The sequence below is a fragment of the Rufibacter ruber genome (genome assembly GCF_014138425.1).
Classification (GTDB): Bacteria; Bacteroidota; Bacteroidia; order Cytophagales; family Hymenobacteraceae; genus Nibribacter; species Nibribacter ruber_C.
In genome coordinates, this window is record NZ_JACJIQ010000001.1 from 618,326 (window position 1) to 636,806 (window position 18,481).

General features: G+C 49.8%; 15 protein-coding genes and 2 tRNA genes. 7 read left to right on the forward strand and 10 right to left on the reverse strand.

The window, feature by feature from the left end:
* Position 1 precedes the first annotated feature (1 nt).
* The 3 genes from FHS90_RS02425 to FHS90_RS02435 all read right to left on the reverse strand — a co-directional run bounded on the left by FHS90_RS02425 (position 2) and on the right by FHS90_RS02435 (position 2,586).
* Entirely contained in the window at positions 2-634 is a 633-nt protein-coding gene (locus tag FHS90_RS02425) for a 1,2-phenylacetyl-CoA epoxidase subunit PaaB (RefSeq protein WP_182511480.1), read from the reverse strand.
* Positions 635-1,012: 378 nt separating this feature from the next.
* Positions 1,013-1,996, reverse strand: a complete 984-nt coding sequence (paaA, locus tag FHS90_RS02430; protein ID WP_182511482.1) for a 1,2-phenylacetyl-CoA epoxidase subunit PaaA — start codon at positions 1,994-1,996, stop codon at positions 1,013-1,015.
* 23 nt (positions 1,997-2,019) lie between these two features.
* Positions 2,020-2,586 carry a TetR/AcrR family transcriptional regulator gene (locus FHS90_RS02435; RefSeq protein ID WP_182511484.1) on the reverse strand — a complete coding sequence of 189 codons (567 nt, stop codon included), beginning with the start codon at positions 2,584-2,586 and terminating at the stop codon, positions 2,020-2,022.
* Positions 2,587-2,790: 204 nt separating this feature from the next.
* On the opposite strand from FHS90_RS02435, the gene thiL reads away from it, so the two are divergent.
* Both thiL and FHS90_RS02445 read left to right on the forward strand, forming a co-directional pair.
* On the forward strand, positions 2,791-3,819 hold the full coding sequence (gene thiL, locus FHS90_RS02440; RefSeq protein WP_182511486.1) for a thiamine-phosphate kinase: 1,029 nt from the start codon (positions 2,791-2,793) through the stop codon (positions 3,817-3,819).
* Positions 3,812-4,081, forward strand: coding sequence for a hypothetical protein (locus FHS90_RS02445; RefSeq protein ID WP_182511488.1), 270 nt, complete (start codon positions 3,812-3,814; stop codon positions 4,079-4,081). Before thiL ends, FHS90_RS02445 begins: the two co-directional genes overlap by 8 nt.
* Before the next feature lie 480 nt (positions 4,082-4,561).
* Here the strand turns inward: FHS90_RS02445 and FHS90_RS02450 are convergent, their stop codons facing one another.
* The 3 genes from FHS90_RS02450 to rlmD form a co-directional block, all read right to left on the reverse strand.
* Complete coding sequence (locus FHS90_RS02450) at positions 4,562-5,632, reverse strand: hypothetical protein (protein WP_182511490.1); 1,071 nt, start codon at positions 5,630-5,632, stop codon at positions 4,562-4,564.
* 150 nt (positions 5,633-5,782) lie between these two features.
* Complete coding sequence (locus FHS90_RS02455) at positions 5,783-6,151, reverse strand: hypothetical protein (protein WP_066831667.1); 369 nt, start codon at positions 6,149-6,151, stop codon at positions 5,783-5,785.
* A 410-nt stretch (positions 6,152-6,561) separates the two neighbouring features.
* A complete protein-coding gene (gene rlmD, locus FHS90_RS02460; RefSeq protein ID WP_343049549.1) occupies positions 6,562-7,977 on the reverse strand; it encodes a 23S rRNA (uracil(1939)-C(5))-methyltransferase RlmD in 1,416 nt (471 codons plus the stop codon).
* A gap of 167 nt (positions 7,978-8,144) precedes the next feature.
* On the opposite strand from rlmD, the gene FHS90_RS02465 reads away from it, so the two are divergent.
* Positions 8,145-8,951: an SDR family oxidoreductase gene (locus FHS90_RS02465; RefSeq protein ID WP_182511494.1), complete on the forward strand. Its 807-nt coding sequence runs from the start codon at positions 8,145-8,147 to the stop codon at positions 8,949-8,951.
* Positions 8,952-9,031: 80 nt separating this feature from the next.
* On the opposite strand, the gene FHS90_RS02470 is transcribed toward FHS90_RS02465, so the two are convergent.
* Positions 9,032-9,718 (reverse strand): SH3 domain-containing protein, encoded by a 687-nt coding sequence (locus FHS90_RS02470; RefSeq protein ID WP_241498936.1) that lies wholly within the window; start codon positions 9,716-9,718, stop codon positions 9,032-9,034.
* A 138-nt stretch (positions 9,719-9,856) separates the two neighbouring features.
* On the opposite strand from FHS90_RS02470, the gene FHS90_RS02475 reads away from it, so the two are divergent.
* A tRNA-Lys gene (locus FHS90_RS02475) sits at positions 9,857-9,929 on the forward strand.
* A 73-nt stretch (positions 9,930-10,002) separates the two neighbouring features.
* A tRNA-Lys gene (locus FHS90_RS02480) sits at positions 10,003-10,075 on the forward strand.
* A 238-nt stretch (positions 10,076-10,313) separates the two neighbouring features.
* On the opposite strand, the gene FHS90_RS02485 is transcribed toward FHS90_RS02480, so the two are convergent.
* From FHS90_RS02485 to FHS90_RS22360, 3 genes are all read right to left on the reverse strand, one after another.
* On the reverse strand, positions 10,314-10,745 hold the full coding sequence (locus FHS90_RS02485) for a hypothetical protein (protein ID WP_066831802.1): 432 nt from the start codon (positions 10,743-10,745) through the stop codon (positions 10,314-10,316).
* Positions 10,746-10,784: 39 nt separating this feature from the next.
* On the reverse strand, positions 10,785-11,633 hold the full coding sequence (locus FHS90_RS02490; RefSeq protein ID WP_182511496.1) for a hypothetical protein: 849 nt from the start codon (positions 11,631-11,633) through the stop codon (positions 10,785-10,787).
* A gap of 1,598 nt (positions 11,634-13,231) precedes the next feature.
* Entirely contained in the window at positions 13,232-13,684 is a 453-nt protein-coding gene (locus FHS90_RS22360; protein ID WP_246386609.1) for a hypothetical protein, read from the reverse strand.
* On the opposite strand from FHS90_RS22360, the gene FHS90_RS02495 reads away from it, so the two are divergent.
* The gene (locus FHS90_RS02495; RefSeq protein ID WP_241498939.1) at positions 13,605-16,646 is read left to right on the forward strand and encodes a SusC/RagA family TonB-linked outer membrane protein; all 3,042 of its coding nucleotides are present in this window, start codon (positions 13,605-13,607) and stop codon (positions 16,644-16,646) included. The genes FHS90_RS22360 and FHS90_RS02495 overlap by 80 nt on opposite strands.
* 20 nt (positions 16,647-16,666) lie before the next feature.
* Entirely contained in the window at positions 16,667-18,388 is a 1,722-nt protein-coding gene (locus FHS90_RS02500; protein ID WP_182511500.1) for a RagB/SusD family nutrient uptake outer membrane protein, read from the forward strand.
* Positions 18,389-18,481 lie beyond the last annotated feature (93 nt).

Below are 18,481 nucleotides of genomic sequence, written 5' to 3' on the forward strand. Positions count from 1 at the left end.
GTTATTGGGCTTGTCGTTCGGCTTTGAAACGGTCAATCTTGTCTTGTACGCGGTAGGCAATGGCCTCGCGGTATTTTTTCTCGGGCGTGGTGGCCCAGATGTCTTTGTCTTCCTCTTCCCGTAAAATCTGATTCTGCGGAATCACCCACACATTTACCACGGGTGGCGCTGCATGTAACGTTTGCCTGGCAACCTCCAAGGCATGCTCTGCTGAACGGGCAGTGACCGTGCCCGCATGTTGGTGGGCTTTGCCCCGCTTTTTCAGGTGGAAAATCTCATACGCCTGTTCCGCTGCGTCTGGGGTTGAACCAAGGGCGGGTAAACTTTCATACACTGAGGTGTTGTCATCGGCGTAGCCGGAAACAAGCACGTGCTGCGTTTTCACTACCCACATGCCCGTGCACATGGCACGGCGGCTGTATTGCTCTTTGCCGAACAGAAACGCCACTTCCTCATTGGCGGCGTGCACCGGCCCCACATATACATACGGCTGCCCTTCCTTCTTCTGCAGGAACACCTCATACGTCTCCAACTGGTCTAGCTGGGGTTTGGGCGCGGGGTTGGGTTCCTCTTCTATGTGCAGGCGCGTCACGCGCGGGTCTAAGGATTGAATGTGACCTTCTTCTGGTGACATGTTAGTTGGTGTGGGTTGGTGGTGGTCTATACTTTAGAAGCTGGTGCGAAGTTTATTACTAATGCTAGTTCGGATTCAGGGACAAATTTGAGTTGGTTTATCTTCTAATGCTTACTTCATTGTTGTCATTCTGGAAGAATCTCGGTAGCGAACTAGAAATGCATTTCAGAGACCCTATTACCGTTCGCCACCAAGATCCTTTCAGGATGACAAAAGGGGGAAGGAATTGGTAGTGAAAAAACTTCTAATCAATTGTGCGGGTAGGTCCCTTCTCAAACGGTGTTCTCCAAAGCGTAAGCACCGTTTACCTTACGTCTCGGAGCTCTGGTCTCAGAACTCAAGACTCAGAACTCAGAACTCAGAACTTGCCTAGCTTAGCTAGGCTAATGGCCGCACATACTCTGCCTTGGGCGAAAGCAGGGCGCGGCGCACCCAGGCCCCGCGTTCTTCGGCGGTGCGGCGTACGGCGAGGCGTTCGGCGTTGCAGGGGCCGTCACCGTTGATGACGCGTTTGAACTCGTCCCAGTCGGGCTCCGTGTATTCCCAGACGCCCTGTTCGTTTTTGCGCAGTTTAGGGTCTGGCACAGTCAATCCCAGTTCCCAGATTTTAGGCACGTACATGTCCAGGAACTGCTGGCGGCAGGCATCATTAGAAGCCATTTTCACTTTCCAGCGCATGAGGGTCTCAGTGTGCGTGCTCATCTTGTCACTTGGTCCGAAGAAAGTCATGATGGGCGGCCACCAGCGGTTCAAAGCTTCCTGAATCATTTTGCGCTGAATGGGCGAGCCGGTGGCCATGTGCACCACGGCGTCATGGCCGTACTTTAAATGGAAGGCTTCTTCGGCGCAGATTCTGTCCAGGGCGCGGCAGTAGGGGCCGTAGCTTCCCTTTGCGTTGGCCATCTGGTTCACAATGGCGCCCGCGTCAATAAGCCAGGAGATGATGTTGGAGTCTGCCCAGGTGAAGGCCGGGTAGTTGAAGACGTTGGAGTATTTGCTTTTGCCGTTGATGAGGTCGGTGAGCATCTGCTCACGCGTTTTGCCCAGGGTCTCGGCGGCGCTGTAGAGGAGTTGGGCGTGGCCCACTTCGTCCTGCACCTTGGCCATCTGGGCCAGTTTGCGCCTGAAACCGGGGGCACGGGTAATCCAGGTGCCTTCGGGCAGCGCCCCAATGATTTCTGAGTGCGCGTGCTGCTCAATCATGCGTATTAGCTGCTTGCGGTAGAGTTGGGGCATCCAGTCGGTGGGCTCAATCTTCTCGCCGCGGGCAATGCGGGCCTCAAACTCGGCTAATTTAACCGGGTCTTCCTGCTGCAGGTCATCAAACCTGGTGGCCTCAAAAACGTTTCCTCCTCCGTACATCTTTTGGTGTGTTTAGCTTCTTCTTAGAAATTCTTAAGCCCGTTGAGCAGCAGGTTAGACAGGTACTCTGCAATCTCGTCTGGGCTCATCTTACCCTCAGGTTTATACCACATGTGGAGCCAGTTCAGGCTGGAGAGCAAGGTGAGTACCACAAATTTTTCGTCTTTCACCTGGAATTCGCCGCTGGCGATGCCCTGGCGCACTATCTCGCGCAGGCTTTCCTCATACTGGTGGCGCAGGTCGTTGAACTTGCTCAGAGACGGCTCGCTCAAATGGCGCCACTCGTTCAGGAACACGCCCGCCGCCGGCGGATTCTTAGTTAATACGCGTACGTGCGATGCAATGGCCAACCGCAGCTTTTCGCTGGCGGGTACGTCCTGATTCTTCACTTCGTCAAAAGCGGCCATGAACTCATCTGCCATTCTGAAGCAGACGCGCTGCAGAATATCTTCCTTTGATTTGATGTGAGAATAAAGGCTCCCGGCCTCAATGCCTAATTCCTGGGCAAGGTCCCGCATGGTGGTGGCGGCAAACCCTCTGGACTTGAACAATGAGGTGGCGACTTGGTCAATTTGTTCTTTACGCGACATAGTGGTACTGATTGGTATCCAAATCTACTAAAGCTAACGCCCGTTAGCAAATAAAAGTTTATTCTTGAAGCTACTTTACACCTGCCATAGAGAGCGCCGGAGAAAACGCTATCTTTGCAGTTTAAAGATGTTTTTCTAAAAATAAGCCGAAAACGCATAGCTCGTGCATTTCAAGGCAAAAATATATTGTAAAGTAGAAATAGTATGTCTGAATATACTCCTTTAGAAAGCTTAGGCGAGTTTGGGTTGATTCGCCGGCTGCAGGAAAACCTGGAAAATACCCAGCCGTCTACCGTGGTGGGTATTGGCGATGACGCCGCCGTGCTGGAGCCGGGCCAGAAACAGATTGTGGTTTCTACAGACATGCTGGTGGAGAATGTGCATTTCGACTTAACCTTCTGCCCCTTGAAACATTTAGGTTACAAAGCGGTGGCCGTGAATGTGTCTGACATTGCGGCCATGAACGCCATACCCACGCAGATTGTGGTGAGCCTGGCCATTGGCGCGCGCTATACCGTTGAGGCCATGGAGGAGCTCTACGCCGGTATGCGCCTGGCGTGTGAGAACTATAAGGTAGATCTGGTGGGCGGTGACACCACGGCTTCGCGCGGCGGTCTGGTGATTAGTATCACCGCCCTGGGCGAAGTAGAGAAAGGCAAAGCGGTTTTGCGCAGCACCGCCCAGGTCAATGATTTGATCTGTGTAACGGGTGACCTGGGCGGCGCTTATCTGGGCCTGCAACTGCTGGAGCGCGAGAAACAGGCGTATCTGGCTGACCCGGAAACCCAACCTGAACTGGAAGGAAAAGATTATGTGGTAGGCCGCCAGCTACGGCCGGAGGCGCGCATGGACGTGATTCACGAGCTGCGCGAACTGGGCGTACACCCCACCGCCATGATTGACATTTCTGACGGACTGGGCTCTGAACTGCTGCACATCTGTTCGCAGAGCCGGGTAGGCGCCAATATCTACCAGGACAAACTGCCCGCCGATCAGCAGACGCTGGAAACCGCCGAGGAATTCAAGCTGGACCCGGTGACCTGCATCTTGAACGGCGGCGAAGACTATGAACTGCTCTTTACCGTGAAAATGGCCGACTATGAGAAAATCAGGAACCACCCAGACATCACCATCATTGGCAACATCACAGACGCCGGTGAAGGCGTGAAACTGGTAACCCCTAGCGGTAACGCGTTCCCTATCAAAGCGCAAGGCTGGAACCACTTTGGGTAAGCGTTCTCTGCTGCTGGTGCGGTTGCTGGTCTTTGCCGTGGTGCTGGGCCTGCAGTTTCTGGCACTGGAGGCCTTGCAACTGGGCGCGCACCCGTGGGGCTTGTTCCTGATGACAGTGGGTACCTATGTAGCCGGAAAGCTCCTGCAGAAATATTCGGCTTCGCCGATGGGGAAAGCCATGGGCTGGGGCGTGCGTTGGGCCGGGGTAGCTGCGTTGGGGCTGTGGGTGAGTTTTATGGTGTGGCTCGCTTTCTTTTGGTAAGGGACATGATTTGTCAAAAGAAGCAGAAAGGCAGGAGAGAATCCTGCCTTTCTGCTTTTTGATAAAATCTGTATTTGGGTTTTAAGGGTACTCTTAAAGTATCGTCTTTCTCACCTGTTAAACTTCTGGCGCAAGCGTTCGCTTGTGGCCACGTTTTTGGGCTGTTTTCTGAAAAACAGGCCGAAAACAGAAGATGCCTTATTGGAGGCAAACACATAGAGTAAGCAGGCAATAAAAGTCTTAACTCCTTTCTCCTGCATTTATCAGCTTGTCCTGTGTGCTATCTTTTGTCTTAAATAGGCTCTAATGCCTAAGCTAAGTGCAGTAACAAAATCAACTATAAATTTTGTCATCCTGAAAGGATCTTGGAGGCCAACTAGAAAAACATTTTCCATCGGCTACTGCCGTTTGCCACCAGGATCCTTCCAGAATGACAGAGAGTATGAGGCACCAGTATTTGTGTTCTGGTACTTATATCTCTCAGTCAGCATTTCCGGGAGGGACAATAGCGGTGATTTCAGCGGTTTCTGTTTTCCCTTTCCCTTTGTGGTGCTGGATCTTGATTCTCACCCGCTGCACCCCCAACTGCTGGAATTTAGCGGCGGGGATAGCATTTTCTGTCAGTTGGTTTTTGACTAGTTGCCTGCTCCACAACAGGCGGTTAGAAGCGGCGTCAAAGATCATGACGGTGAGTTGGGCGCCTGTGGGGTAACGGTCTAACGGAAGCGCCAGGGCAGCGGGGCGTTTTATTGGCGGTTTCAGCTGATACCATTGCTGCAAGACGACTGCGGGAGCGGCATCTGGCAACACGGCTAGCACCTGGTACTGGTAAACGCCAGCCGCTGAAAGGGAATCCTGATACTGGTACGCCCTCACAAAGTCGCCAAAGCTGTTCCGTTTAACAGGCAAGGTGGCAACGGTGAGGCTCTTCGGTTGGGAAGTTTCCCACCGCTGAACTTTGAATTGCTGTGCCGCTGAAAGCGAATCTGGCAGTACCCACTTCAATAGCGGCGAAGCGGCCGTGACCGTGGGCGCGGCGGTGATGGCAGAGGTGTTTCCTGCCGGAATACCTTTGGCTTCCTGGCTTACCTCCAGAGAGAAACGGCAGAAGTCATGCAGGTACCCATCCAGGTTCAGGAGGTACGGCTTGCCCGCTTCCAGATCAACGGCCACAAACACATCATCTTGGTTGCCCAGTGAAGTGCAGGAAAGCACGCGATAGGTACTAGGTTCACAGGGTTTTCCGCTTAGCACCACCAGCTGAACGCCCCGCGTATCTCTACATATCTGTTGACCAATATTGATATAGAAACGGCCTGGGCGGGGAGGGGTAAACTCAAACCACTGGTCATTGTGGTAGTCAATGCACTTGCCCGTCAGTTTTTCATTCACGCAAGCCCATTGCACCGTGCAATTTTCAGTTGAGGAGGCAACGGGCTTCTCTAACAGTAGCCGAAGTCTGCCCTCAATATTATCATTGGTCACTTGCGCAAACGTAGTAGTTACCACTAGGCACACTACCACCGGCATTAATTTTTTGATGAGACGCAAGAGAAAGTGACCTGTGAGGGGAGGAGGTGGCGGGGAATTCAAGGTTATTCTTCGTTTTCGGTCTAAAATCCAGAAAATAAGCCGGAAACGCAAAAGCCCTCAACGGTTTTCAAAACCGGTGAGGGCTTCCTGTTCTAAGAAACAATACGCTTAATCCTCTGGGTACGGCACAAACACGAAGTTCATGAAGTCACGGTCAATCACAAAGAGGCAGCAATACTCATCAGCGTCACGGTAGGCTTGTTGGAACTCCTCCACTTTGTCTTCGCCCACCAGCTGGCGGTTCAGAAAGTCTTCCAGGTACGAGGCGTTGATGTTCCACTCCAGGTCCCGCTCCTGCGCCCCAATCAAAAGCCCGCCAATCCTGGTGATATCGCGGGAGAACACGAAAATGGGATACTTGGAGATTTCGCGGCGTCTGATCTGGTAAGAAGCCTCTTTCAGGGTGTCAGACACCTGCACGAAGTCTTTGGTGATGGTGCCTAGGTATTTTCCGTTCAGTTCTGGGTCGTTCTGCATGGTAGTATCACGTATTGCGTATCAAGTAGCACGTACAAATTTAAAATCAGATGCGTTTTGGGGCTGTTTTTCTGAAAACAGGCTAAAAACACAAGCACTCCTTCCGCCTCTCGCGCTAAGCTTACTAAGTAAAAATATGCAGCAGTTTTTTCTGCCGCACGGCAAAGCAGCTAACTGCTCCTAATCTCTCCATTAGGATGCTAGCCGCTCGTTCCTATTTCTGAATTCTCGTCGCTCTTACGGAGTTCTACTCCGAAAGCACCCGGCCGGGCAGTTCCACTCCCCATCATTTGCCCGTAGTCCCGCGGGGAATAGAACTCCCCCCTAGATGAGTTCGGAAGTAGAACTTCCCAAACTGCAAATGACTGTTTTCGGCCTGATTTCCAAAAACAGGCCGAAAACAGTCATTCTTACCGCAACGTGAGCAACGCTACGCTCTCCACGTGGTAGGTCTGCGGGAACATGTCTACCGGCTGGATCTTCACCACGTCATACAGTTCTGCCAGCATTTCTAAATCCCGGGCTTGGGTGGCGGGGTTACAGCTCACATAGACAATGCGGTTGGCTTTCACCTCCAGCAGCTTGGCCACCACGTCTGGGTGCATGCCCGCCCGCGGAGGATCAGTGATAATCACGTCTGGTCTCCCATGGCGGGCAAATAACTCGTCATTCAATACATCTTTCATGTCACCCGCGTAGAAGTGCGTATTGGTGATGTCATTGATCTGCGAATTGATTTTGGCGTCTTCAATGGCGCTGGCCACGTATTCCACACCCACCACCTGCGCACTCTGCCGCGCCACAAAATTGGCAATGGTGCCCGCGCCGGTGTACAGATCATACACGTTCTCGGTGCCGTTAAGCAGGGCGAAGTCCCGGGTCAGCTTATAAAGGTTGTACGCCTGCTCAGAGTTGGTCTGGTAAAACGACTTCGGGCCGACCCTGAAGCGCAGGCCCTCCATCTGTTCATGAATGAACGGTTCGCCGTGGTAGCACACCACGTCCAGGTCATGGAAGGTCTCGTTGCCCTTGCTGTTCACCACGTAGTGCAGCGAGGTAATCTGCGGGAACTCCTGCAGCAGGTGGTCCAGCAGCGGCTGCAGCCAGTCCATTCTGTCCTGGAAGACCTGCACAATCACCATCAGGTCACCGGTGTTGGCCGTCCGGATAATCAGATTCCGCAGAAAGCCTTCCTGTTTTACCAGGTCAAAGAACGGCAGGTTCTGCGCCAGCGCATAGTTTCTCACCGCCAGGCGGATTTCATTAGACGGGGCCGGTTGCAGGTAGCAGTGCTGAATGTCCACGATCTTGTCAAACCGCAGTGGCACATGGAAGCCCAGCGCGCGGCGCTCTAGGTCCAGGCCGCTGTCAATCTGCTCTTTGGTGAGCCAGGCGTGGTCTGAGAAGGTGAACTCCAGCTTGTTGCGGTAGTAGCTCACGCGGTCAGAGGGCAGAATGGGCAACAGCTCATGCCCAGAGATCTTGCCAATGCGCTCCACGTTGTCATTCACCTGCTTCTGCTTGAAGAACAGCTGCGTGTCATAGCTGATGTGTTGCCATTTGCAGCCGCCGCACACGTTGAAATGCTCACAGAACGGTTCCACGCGCAGGTCAGACCGCTCATGGAAATGCACGGGCACGGCCTCCAGGTAATTCTTGCGTTTCTTGGTCACGCGCACGTCCACCACATCACCGGGGGCCACGTCTGAGATGAACACCACCAGGTTCTCATGGCGAGCCAGGCACTTGCCCTCGGCGGCCATCTCCTCCACGCGCAGCTGCGCAATGTTCTCGAACTTATGTTTTTTCTTCTTGAATTTTCTCACGATGCCGCAAAAATACAAAGAAATCCCGGGAACCGGGAGCCGGGCGCAGATTTGCGTTTTCGGCCTCATTTCCAGAAATCAACCCGAAAACGGAAATCTTCCTCTTAAGAAACCAAAAGCGTAGCTTTGTGGAGGTGCTATGGCACGTGAACCTGGAAAAGAACCATATGAAAGATAAAGTCATCATTATCACGGGCGGGTCGTCGGGCATTGGGCGGGCCTGCGCGCTGGCCTTCGGGCGGGCCGGCGGAAAAATTGTGATCAACGGCAGAAACGCCAAGAAACTGAACGAGGTAGGACAGGAGCTTTCGGCCGCAGGCATAGAGTATCTGGCCATACCCGGCGATGTAAGCCAGGAACATGATTGCCGCCAGCTCATTGAACAGACCATAACCAAATATGGCCGAATTGACGTGATGCTCAACAACGCGGGCATCAGCATGCGGGCGTTGTTCCAGGACGTGGACCTGGACGTGATCCGGCAGCTCATGGACATCAACTTCTGGGGCACGGTGTATTGCACCAAATTCGCGCTGCCGTACCTGCTGCAGAGCAAAGGCTCTGTGATTGGCGTGTCTTCCATTGCGGGCTACCAGGGTTTGCCCGGCCGTACGGGCTACTCGGCCTCCAAGTTTGCCATGCAGGGGTTTCTGGGGGCGCTCCGCACCGAGACCCTGCACCAGGGCCTGCACGTGATGGTGGCCTGCCCGGGCTTCACGGCCTCCAACATCAGGAACACCGCCCTGGCCGCCGACGGCAGCCAACAGGGCGAGTCGCCGCGCGATGAGGCCAAGATGATGACCGCTGAGGAAGTGGCTGATCATATTCTGAAAGCCACCCGCCAGCGCAAACGCGACCTTGTGTTGACCACCCAGGGCAAGCTGGCGGTGCTGCTGGGGAAATTCCTGCCCGGCCTTACTGACAATCTGGTCTACAACCAGATGAAAAAAGAGCCTAATTCGCCCTTCAACTAAATTTCTGTTTTGGGGCTGTTTTTGTAAAAACAGCCCCAAAACAGAAATCAACCCGTGCGCGTGCGCTGCAGGAAAGAATGTTAATTGGTTTTCAGGGGGTGGGGGAGCAGCAGGAGGTTGTTCTTTCTGATGTAGGCTACCTGGTCTTCCCACTCAATGCGGTACCAGATGTCCTGCTCCCCCAGCACGTCTACTTTGTGGCCGGTTCCCACAGAGGCTATCAGTCCGGCCCCCGCCGAAGGGGCGGTCATGATAGGCACATTGGCTTGCTGGATAATTCCCTGCTGCCCCAGCGTCAGGAAATTCCCGAAGTAGAAGAGAAACAGCAGGAAGAGGAGGAACCCCAGCTTGAATTGCTTGCTAATGGGGCGCTTCTTGCGCCACCTGATTAAGGCAAAGGTGGTGGCCGCCGCCGCCAACAGAAGCAGCACCTCCAGTATCTGGGGGTAGTATTTGTAAAACTGGGTTTTAAAGAAGTCCCAGTCTGTATACTGGTACCCTTTCAGCCGCTGCTCCATGCCTACCTGTTCCATCTTCTGCAGGACAGAGCGGCTGGGGTACTTGCTGTAGTACAGCTGCAGGTAGTACATAGACTGGGTGTACTGTTGAAGCCCCTCATGAATGAACGCCATTTTCAGGAGCATTTGCGGTGTGTACACCTGGTCTTGCTGCAGGAGGCGGGTATAAAGGTCCAGTGCCTGGGTGTACTGGTGGCGGGTATACAAAGAATCTGCCTGGGCTATGCGTGGGCTAGGCAATTGAGCCATAGAAAGTTGAGAAAAACTCAGCCACAGAACGCAAAAAAGCCAACAGAATTTATGGGAAATGTTTGGCATTTACAGAAAGGGATTATACTTTTGCATCGCAAATGAGGGTTACGCCCTTCTAAGCAAAGGTAGTAAAAAGATTCTGTAGCTCAGCTGGTAGAGCAATACACTTTTAATGTATGGGTCCTGGGTTCGAATCCCAGCGGGATCACTGGAGTAACAAAGGCCTTTCCGGCTAAACGGTCGGGAAGGCTTTTTTACCACCTTACTACTTACATTTTTCTGATTCTGTAGCTCAGCTGGTAGAGCAATACACTTTTAATGTATGGGTCCTGGGTTCGAATCCCAGCGGGATCACTGGTTTTAGTTGAAGCCCTTAGATTTTTATCTAAGGGCTTTTTTATTGCCTTGCCGGCAGAGGTGAGAGCTGTTGTTCAGAGGGGGGTGGCCAGGAGGCCTTCCATGAAACAGGGCTGGAGCGAGGGCTTTCTGTTTTGGGGCTGTTTTCGCCAAAACAGCCCCAAAACAGAAAGCTATTGAGTGTGAGGTGTTTGCGCAGTGGCGGAAAGGTGATAATCAACTATTGTGAAGCCTTTCAGCAGTCATCATTCTGGTAGATGGTTTCTTCCAGGGCTTTTTCCAGTTTCTCCTTCTCAGTGGCCTTCAAGGGCTGTAAGACCAGGCTGACCGGCAGCTGTCGCTTCCCATCTGGGCTAAGCCAGGTGCCTGCCAAGCCTTTGGCGCTCTTTTTCAGCAAAAGCACCCCGGTAAACCCCGCCTCCATAAACCCAAAGTTATTCTGGTAGTCTGTGGTAGTGGTTAGCTCAATCCACTTGGGGTTGGCGCTGTAGCGGTACATGGCTGTGTAGAAGTCTTTTCCGCCGCATTCGTTGACCTGGGTTTTGAGGTAGAGTGTAATCTCTTTCGCGTCAAGTTTCCCTTTGTACAGCCAGACCTGAGCCTCCTGGGCGTTGGCCCGGTGAGCAGAGGCCAGTGACAGGATGAAGAACAGGAACCAGATTTTCATCTTTTGGAGCAGAGGTAGGTTTTCAGACATAGGAAGGAATTAGAGTGATTGCTTGGACGTAATGATGTAAATAGAGGGTTGCTCGTGGGTTTTGGAGTAGACTAAAAATGCCACAGGCTGCGCCGACGTGGGCGAAGGGGGCAAGGTGTAATAATACAGCCCCGTGTAGTACTCGCTGTCTGTGCCATAGAACAGAGAAGATCTGGTGCAGGGAATCTTTACTTTTAGTTGCTCCTGCTGAAAGGTGATGTCATAATACCCGGTGCCTTCCCAGGTGGGGCAGGGGGTGCCGCCATTGAAGGGGCCAATCTTGAAGGGATTCAGGCACCCGCCGTTAAATTTTTCCTTTGCGAAATGTCTCAGGTAAATCTTCTGGGTAGGGTCAGTCCATTTCTGGTAAGGCAAGAGCTCATTCTGGAGCACAATGCAGTTCTGCAGAAAGTCCTTCCCGCGTAAGTCCATGCCCTTGACAGCTTCCACCACTTGACCGTTGTTGCCAATTCGCACGTAATGGGTCATCACATCTAGGGTGAGTTTACCGGTGATGGTGTCACGGGCATACTCTTCAGTATGTAGCACAACATTGTGCCGGAGGGTGTCATAGTAGAGGTGGCCGCTTGCATCTCTGGGCTGGCCGTACCGTACACCGGCCTCAGGGGCCGGCCGTTGAACGGAGGACGGGTGGTGGAAGGTGGTGCCCGGCACCTTCACCTTTTGGAGCCGGAAGTTTTCTGAGGTGGCCCCCTTGTCAATAGCCGCATACGCCTTGTCTAAGGCGGGATTAGGGAAGGAAAAGAACCACATACCTACCACGGTTAGTGAAAAGAGGAACGTCAGGAATAAGGTTGCCAACATTAAGAATTTGAACCTGCGTTTTACTGATGTCATGGGGCTTGCCAGGGAAACATTAAGTTTAACCAGGTATTTAAGCGACAGCAGGTGGTCCAAAGCTTTACTTCTCTATCTGCCAGATTGGCCTAAAATCACTTGTTCAGCTATATACGTGGTTTACCAGGGCCAGTTGAGTTACTGTTTTCGGCTTGTTTTTGGAAAAACAGGCTTAAAACAGCTGGCACACTACCTCCCTGTTGCCTCTCTGAGCTGGTTTGAAATTGGGTTTGGACGTGAAAAATAGGAGCATGAGGTGCGGGCAACGCCAATTAGTAAGAGGAGAACCACCGTTACGGGGAGAGAAACCGGCAACCATAGGTTCTATTAATACCTTTTTGGATCCCGAAAGTGAGATGTAAACCTACCCCAACCCATCAGAAGATAGCCTCTGCTTTTTAGCCAGGAGAAGTAGGGAAAGGCTAGAATGAACCATTTTACTATTTCTAATACCTCACTCAGGTTAGCAGAACAGGTACAACAAGTGTGGAAAGGGCACTCTAAAGGGTCACTACAAGTTAGGGTAAGTGCAACCAGCTTCTTTTGCACTGAATACGCTGGCTGTTGACTCCGGGGTTTTACCGGGGCTAGATACTTGGAGGCAAGGTGGGGCTGGAGAGTACCTGGCTGGTTATCTACAATGTAGTGACGCTAAGAATTAAAGTCTATTATTTCTATAGAGATTCAGAATATATGAAACTTGTTATATCTTGGCGCTGCAAAGGCAAGGTGCCGAAACACATATACAGGAACAACAGGAACAGGCTCAATGAAATTGGAAAAGACAGAGCAAAATGAGGAGCACAGAAGACAGACCCAGCAAAAAAAGTTGCGCCTGATTCATGGAGACGATCAGCCCTTAACTGTGACCATAGAGCCAGACACGGCAGCTTCTGTAGAAGCTCTCCTTACCCTCTTTCAAGTCAAGAAGGTAAGAAACCTAAGAACAGTTTAAAACTCAATAAACCCACCAATTCCCTTTTTCCTCAAGGCGAAACATTTAAAGGAAAATAGCAGGAGCCTGGCAGGAAAGCCTCGGTTTTCTGGTAATTGCCTGCTGTTCTGCCGCTGACTTACAAGAAGCCGGTATTAGCAAATTGTAAATGAATTATAGTCTTTATGTTATTAAGTATTGCTGAAAAAGCCACTCTGGAGCTTGTATTGTCAATTTTGCAATTTCTTCTACAATATTTACAGGAAAAGAGACAAACGTGATATTGCTGACTTTTAGATAAAACTAGCTTTGACACCATGATTAGCCAATGGTTTAAACCTGTACCTGAAAATGTGAAACCTTGTTGAGGTTACTATCTGTCTCATGTCACATTTTTGAGGTTCCCTTTTGCATCTCGGGCTGTGGTTTAGGGGGAATAATAATTCTGTTTTAGGTAGAAAGTAGCCCTAAAAGAAAAGCACACCCCTGGGGCAGGAGAAGCTTTAATTGAAGACTCTATTCAGCTTCGTCCTCAAATAAAAAGATTATTTAAAGTTATATAGACAAGTGATGGGGAAGTCCTGATCAATTATTCAAAGCTCCTTTTTAGCTGTAAAGCTATTGGCAAGGAGATGTGATGCTGTGTCAGTTTCACTAAAACAAACTAACTGTGTTTTTTAGAAAGGAGGTTCTTATAGTGCAGATTTCTACTACCTGTTTCCAGTTCTTGCCCACACCCACTTCTCATTTGCCATGAAGATATGTCATCATGGCAATTCTCTCCTAAACTGACTAAACCAATCATAAAAGACAAAAGCATGAAAAAGCTTAATGATATATTCATAAGTAAAAACATTGTTAAAATACCGGACAAGGCTTTTAATAGACTCTTGCTTGTGCTGTTGGTGCCATTTCTAACTGTTCCGTCATTTGTTTGGGCGGGTACTTTCCCTGGAACCGAAAATTTTAAGGAAGACAAGTCTTTCAAACAGCCCAAATCCCTGTGGGCCATAGCAGACATCACCGTTAGAGGGCGGGTGACTTCTGCCGCAGGTGAGCCATTGGTTGGGGTAACCGTACTCTTAAAAGGATCTACCAGGGCCGTAGTGACTGACATTGAGGGCCGCTTTACTATGGTGGTTCCAGACAATGCGGTTTTAGAAATCTCTTATGTGGGTTTTGTGAAACAGGATGTTCCTGTAAATGGACGTACCCAGCTAGAAGTAAAGCTGCAGGATGAGGCGGTTGCAGTAGATGAGGTAGTGGTAGTAGGCTATGGGACTGTGGCAAAAAGTGACTTTACCGGTTCAAGCAGTACGGTAAAACTGGAAAACGCCAATGACAACCGTTACCTGTCCATGCCAGAGGCTATACAGGGGAGAGTGGCAGGAGTGCAGATTATGAACAATACCGGTCAACCCGGTTCTGGCATGACCTTCAATATTAGAGGTATGACCTCTATCACCGGCAGTAGCCAGCCTTTGATTGTGATAGACGGACAACCCATTGATTCTGACCAGGGATCTACCATGGCCGGTTCAGGGATGGACGGCGGGAATGATATTCCTCCGGCAGACCCGCTGGCGGCAATAAACCCAGATGACATAGAGTCCATTGAAATTCTGAAAGACGCTTCCTCTGTTGCCATTTATGGTTCCAGAGGTGCGAATGGGGTGGTGTTAATCACGACCAAAACAGGCAAAGAAGGGAGAGATAAAATAAGCTATTCAAGCCGGTTTGACCTCAATATGGTTCCTAAAAAGCTGAAAGTGCTCAATACCCGTGACTATCTGAACTACCGGAATGAGGCGGCCATCAATGACGGGAATGATTCTCTGTACAAGCACATGGCCATGGATTCTATCATTAGGAACAGCCCCAATATAAACTGGCAGGATCAGGTGTACACTTCGCCCATCAGTCAGACACACCAGCTCAGCTTTTCAGGGAAAGATGAAAAAAGCACCTACCTGATCACTGCCAACTATACTAATCAGAACAGTATTCTGAAAAATGCCGACTTTACGCGGTACGGCCTCCGGTTGAATTATTCTAGGAACATTACTAAAAAAATATCAGTAGGGATTAGAACCTACTTCTCGTATGCAGACAGAAATTATGGACAAGAGTCAAACTGGACAGGAATCTTAGGTTCCTCGGCAGTCTTGGGGGCGCTGGCCTTTAACCCTTTACGGGGTGCCTATGTCATCAATGACGAAGGGGATGAAGAGTTTGATGAGAACTTCACCAACAACCCCACTCTGGTTACTACAATAGTGAAAGATAGGACTCAGATTAGAACGCTCATCTCTAATCTTGACTTTAGCTATAAGTTCAATAATAATCTTAAGTACACTTTGAAAGGGGGGGTGAATGACCTGTACTCTCTGCGGCAGGTCTACAACCCAACCGGAACTTTTATTGGGGACACGGCACCAGGCGGTTCTGCCACCAGAGCTGATAATGCTAACTCTAATTATTTGATTGAGAATTTACTTTCCTACAATAAAACCTTTAGCCGCTTACACAGAGTGAGTGCTGTAGGAGGGTACTCTTATCAGTATTGGACAAACAGAAGTTCCAGCAATACCAGTATGACCTTCCCGTCTAATGCTCTTATCTATTACAATATGCAGAGTGCTGCCAATCCAGGTCGCATGATCACTTCAACTGGTATGCGGGCACTCCAATCTGTCTTGGGAAGGGTTAATTATTCTTTTGACAGAAGATATCTGGTAACCTTTACTGGCCGGTATGATGGGGCTACCAGATTGTCTGGCGCCAACAAATGGGCATTCTTCCCTTCAGTTGGGTTAGGTTGGAATGTGTCTAATGAAGATTTCTTCAAAAACAAAGTTGTCAACTTCCTTAAACTTAAGGCTAGTTATGGGGTAGCTGGTAATGAAAACATAGCCATAGGCGCAACCAGAAAGAAATATGTGGTTAACTACGTTGTGATTGGTGGCAACATTCTACCGGCATATGTGGTGGAAGATTTTGAAAACCCTTACTTGAAGTGGGAAACCACTACCCAATTTAATGTGGGGGCAGAGGTAGGTGTCTTTAATGACCGCTTAACTTTAGACATTGACGTTTACCGGAAAAATACCAAAGACCTGTTAATTAACCTTGAATTGCCCGGGTCTGCTACCTTCAGTAACTATTTTACGAATCTTGGGGAGGTACTAAATCAAGGAATTGACGTGGAAGGCAATTTCAAAGTATTCCAATCTGGCGGAATGCGTTTAGACTTAGGGGGAAATATCTCAGTATTTGAGAATAAAGTGCTTAGTTTAGGCTCTACTGATATCTTATATGGCCGTGGTTACTTTGCGGGAGGGGCTGTACTGTTAAGTCAACCAGTACACATTGCCCGCCCAGGAGATCCTATCTCTTCTTTTTGGGGTTACAAGACCAATGGAATTTACCAAAACCAGGGCGAAATAGAAAGTGATCCGGCTTTAGCTAATGACAATACCCGCTCCAACTACAAACCTGGTGATGTAAAATGGGTGGATACAAACGGAGATGGGCAGATCAATGACGCTGACAAAACCATCATTGGAAATCCTAGTCCAGATTTCACCTACGGTATTAATGCCAGTTTTACTTATAAACGCTTCAGCCTGAGTGTGAATGTGTTTGGCAGCCAAGGCAATGAGCTGATTAACCTTACCCGCTGGGTGGTAGGCATCAATAACACTACCGGGAACTACAATTTGTTGCAGTCTGCCTATGATGGAAGATGGAGAGGGGAAGGTACTAGTAACCTGTTGCCCAGAGTCACCACCAACGGGGTGAGGCTTTATCAACGCATGCCTGATTGGTTAGTAGAAGATGCCTCCTTTGTAAGGTTGCAGAGCATTAACCTTGGGTATACATTTAACCTGCCTAAAGGTCTTGTGATGCGGTCAGTGAGGGCGTTTATTTCCGGTACAAATTTATACACCTGGACCAAATACTCAGGCTATGACCCTAACATCAATGCTTTTGGGCATTTGGCTCTGAACAGAGGGGTAGATTTAGGAACCATGGGGCAGCCTCGCACATTCTCTACCGGTTTTGAAGTAAACTTCTAAAGTCTTTAATATTTACACAAATGAGAATTTATAGATATTTTATACTCATGCTTATGGTTCCTCTCTTGTGGGGGACACCGTCTTGCAGCCTGGAGGAAGAGCTTTATTCTACTCCCACTCCTGAAGCCATCAGGACTGAAACTGATGCTACGGCGGTGGTGAACGGTATGTATGCCCGCTTCAATGATGCGGCAGCCTTTAAGTTTCAAGGTATGCTCATGCTCATGCTCATGGCAGATGATTTGTATTCAGATTCAGGTTCAGAGTATGGACCTTGGGGGCAACGCACATTGAGTGGGGTGAATACCGCTTCTTTCTGGAACCAGCTATACTTGACCATTGGTCATGCAAATGACGTGATCAAGCTCATGGATGACAGGCAGTTTAGTGCAGAATTTGAGAAAAGGATATACGGCGAGGCATATTTCATCAGGGCATTTTGCTACTACTACCTGGTAAGAATGTATGGTGGGGTGCCTCTGCGGTTAGAGGCAGTAGACATTAACAGTAATTTCTATTTGCCAAGAAGCTCTGTAGACCAAGTGTATACTCAAATCTTTGAAGACCTAACTAAGGCGTCTATCCGGTTACCCCTGGCTAAAAGTATTGCTGCTGCTGAGTTAGGCCGTGCCTCTAAAGGAGCTGCCCAAGCATTTATGGCACAGGCATCTCTAACCTACGGCAATCAATTGTCTTTGAAAGGACAAGACCCTACTTTGCACTACAGCAATGCTATTACGTATGCTGATTCAGTAATCACAAGTGGGCAGTATGAATTGCTGAATTTTGCAGACCTGTTTGATATCACAAAAGAGACAAATGCTTATAACGAGGTAATCTTCGGCGTGCGTTTCCAAACTGATAACCAAAACAGAGCGCAACCAGCAGCAGGCTCTGAGTTTGCCTTACGGTTTATGGCCCCCGCTACCGTTGGCGTGACCGGAAGGCCAAACACCAGTGGCGCTGCTAATATTAAACCTATGCATTGGTTTGCTGATTTCTACCGTACCGGGGATTATGCTTTGGGCACGGGAAACACAGCTATTTTAGATTTTAGGAATGAGGTGTCGTTTTACCTCAGAGGTAAGAATGCCGCTGGCAATACAGTAGTCATGTACCCAGATACTACGCTTAGGTCCAATACTGCCAGAGTAGCATTCCCATTGGTTGGGAAATACAAAGACCCCGGCGGAAAAGATGAGCGAAACCATGGGAATGACCTCTTCATTATCCGCTTTGCGGAGATGTACCTTATTAAAGCTGAAGCGGAAAATGAGCTAAGAGGACCTACACCAGTAGCAATTACGGCCTTTAATGAGGTAAGAAAAAGAGCGCAAAGGGCAAATGGGACCCCTAGGGCTGTTCCGGTGTTGCTACCAGATAATAATTCTGGGAATCTAACCAAGGCACAGTTTAGGTTAAAGATCTTTCATGAGAGAGGGTTGGAGTTAGTAGGGGAGGGGCAACGTTGGTTTGACCTGGTACGCATGCAGCATCCAACTGACCCAAGTAAGACAATGTATGAGTACCAGTTCAAAGAGGAACTGCCTCAGACAAAATATCCCAAAACATTGCCTGTCTGGAGACCCAATGTTGCTCCGCCCAGATGGAGTAACTCAAACGCCGTGTATGCCCCGGCATTGAATGTGAGCGTGCCTAAATTCTTATTGTTCCCGGTGCCTACCAGCGAGTTGCTGCAGAACCCTAGCATTGGGTTGAGGAACCAGAATATTGGCTGGTAAGCTGCACAACTAACTGTATTTTCTGTTTCTGACCTGCTTTCTGAAAAACAGGCCAGAAACAGGTACAGCCTGTGGCTCTAAAACACTTGAGAC

Excerpts from the sequence above, each read along its gene's own strand:
- FHS90_RS02425 (WP_182511480.1), bottom strand. The coding sequence starts at position 634 with ATGTCACCAGAAGAAGGTCACATTCAATCCTTAGACCCGCGCGTGACG.
- paaA (WP_182511482.1), bottom strand. The coding sequence starts at position 1,996 with ATGTACGGAGGAGGAAACGTTTTTGAGGCCACCAGGTTTGATGACCTG.
- FHS90_RS02435 (WP_182511484.1), bottom strand. The coding sequence starts at position 2,586 with ATGTCGCGTAAAGAACAAATTGACCAAGTCGCCACCTCATTGTTCAAG.
- thiL (WP_182511486.1), top strand. The coding sequence starts at position 2,791 with ATGTCTGAATATACTCCTTTAGAAAGCTTAGGCGAGTTTGGGTTGATT.
- FHS90_RS02455 (WP_066831667.1), bottom strand. The coding sequence starts at position 6,151 with ATGCAGAACGACCCAGAACTGAACGGAAAATACCTAGGCACCATCACC.
- FHS90_RS02465 (WP_182511494.1), top strand. The coding sequence starts at position 8,145 with ATGAAAGATAAAGTCATCATTATCACGGGCGGGTCGTCGGGCATTGGG.
- FHS90_RS02470 (WP_241498936.1), bottom strand. The coding sequence starts at position 9,718 with ATGGCTCAATTGCCTAGCCCACGCATAGCCCAGGCAGATTCTTTGTAT.
- FHS90_RS02485 (WP_066831802.1), bottom strand. The coding sequence starts at position 10,745 with ATGAAAATCTGGTTCCTGTTCTTCATCCTGTCACTGGCCTCTGCTCAC.
- FHS90_RS02490 (WP_182511496.1), bottom strand. The coding sequence starts at position 11,633 with ATGACATCAGTAAAACGCAGGTTCAAATTCTTAATGTTGGCAACCTTA.
- FHS90_RS22360 (WP_246386609.1), bottom strand. The coding sequence starts at position 13,684 with ATGTCAGTCACTACGGCCCTGGTAGATCCTTTTAAGAGTACGGTTACC.
- FHS90_RS02500 (WP_182511500.1), top strand. The coding sequence starts at position 16,667 with ATGAGAATTTATAGATATTTTATACTCATGCTTATGGTTCCTCTCTTG.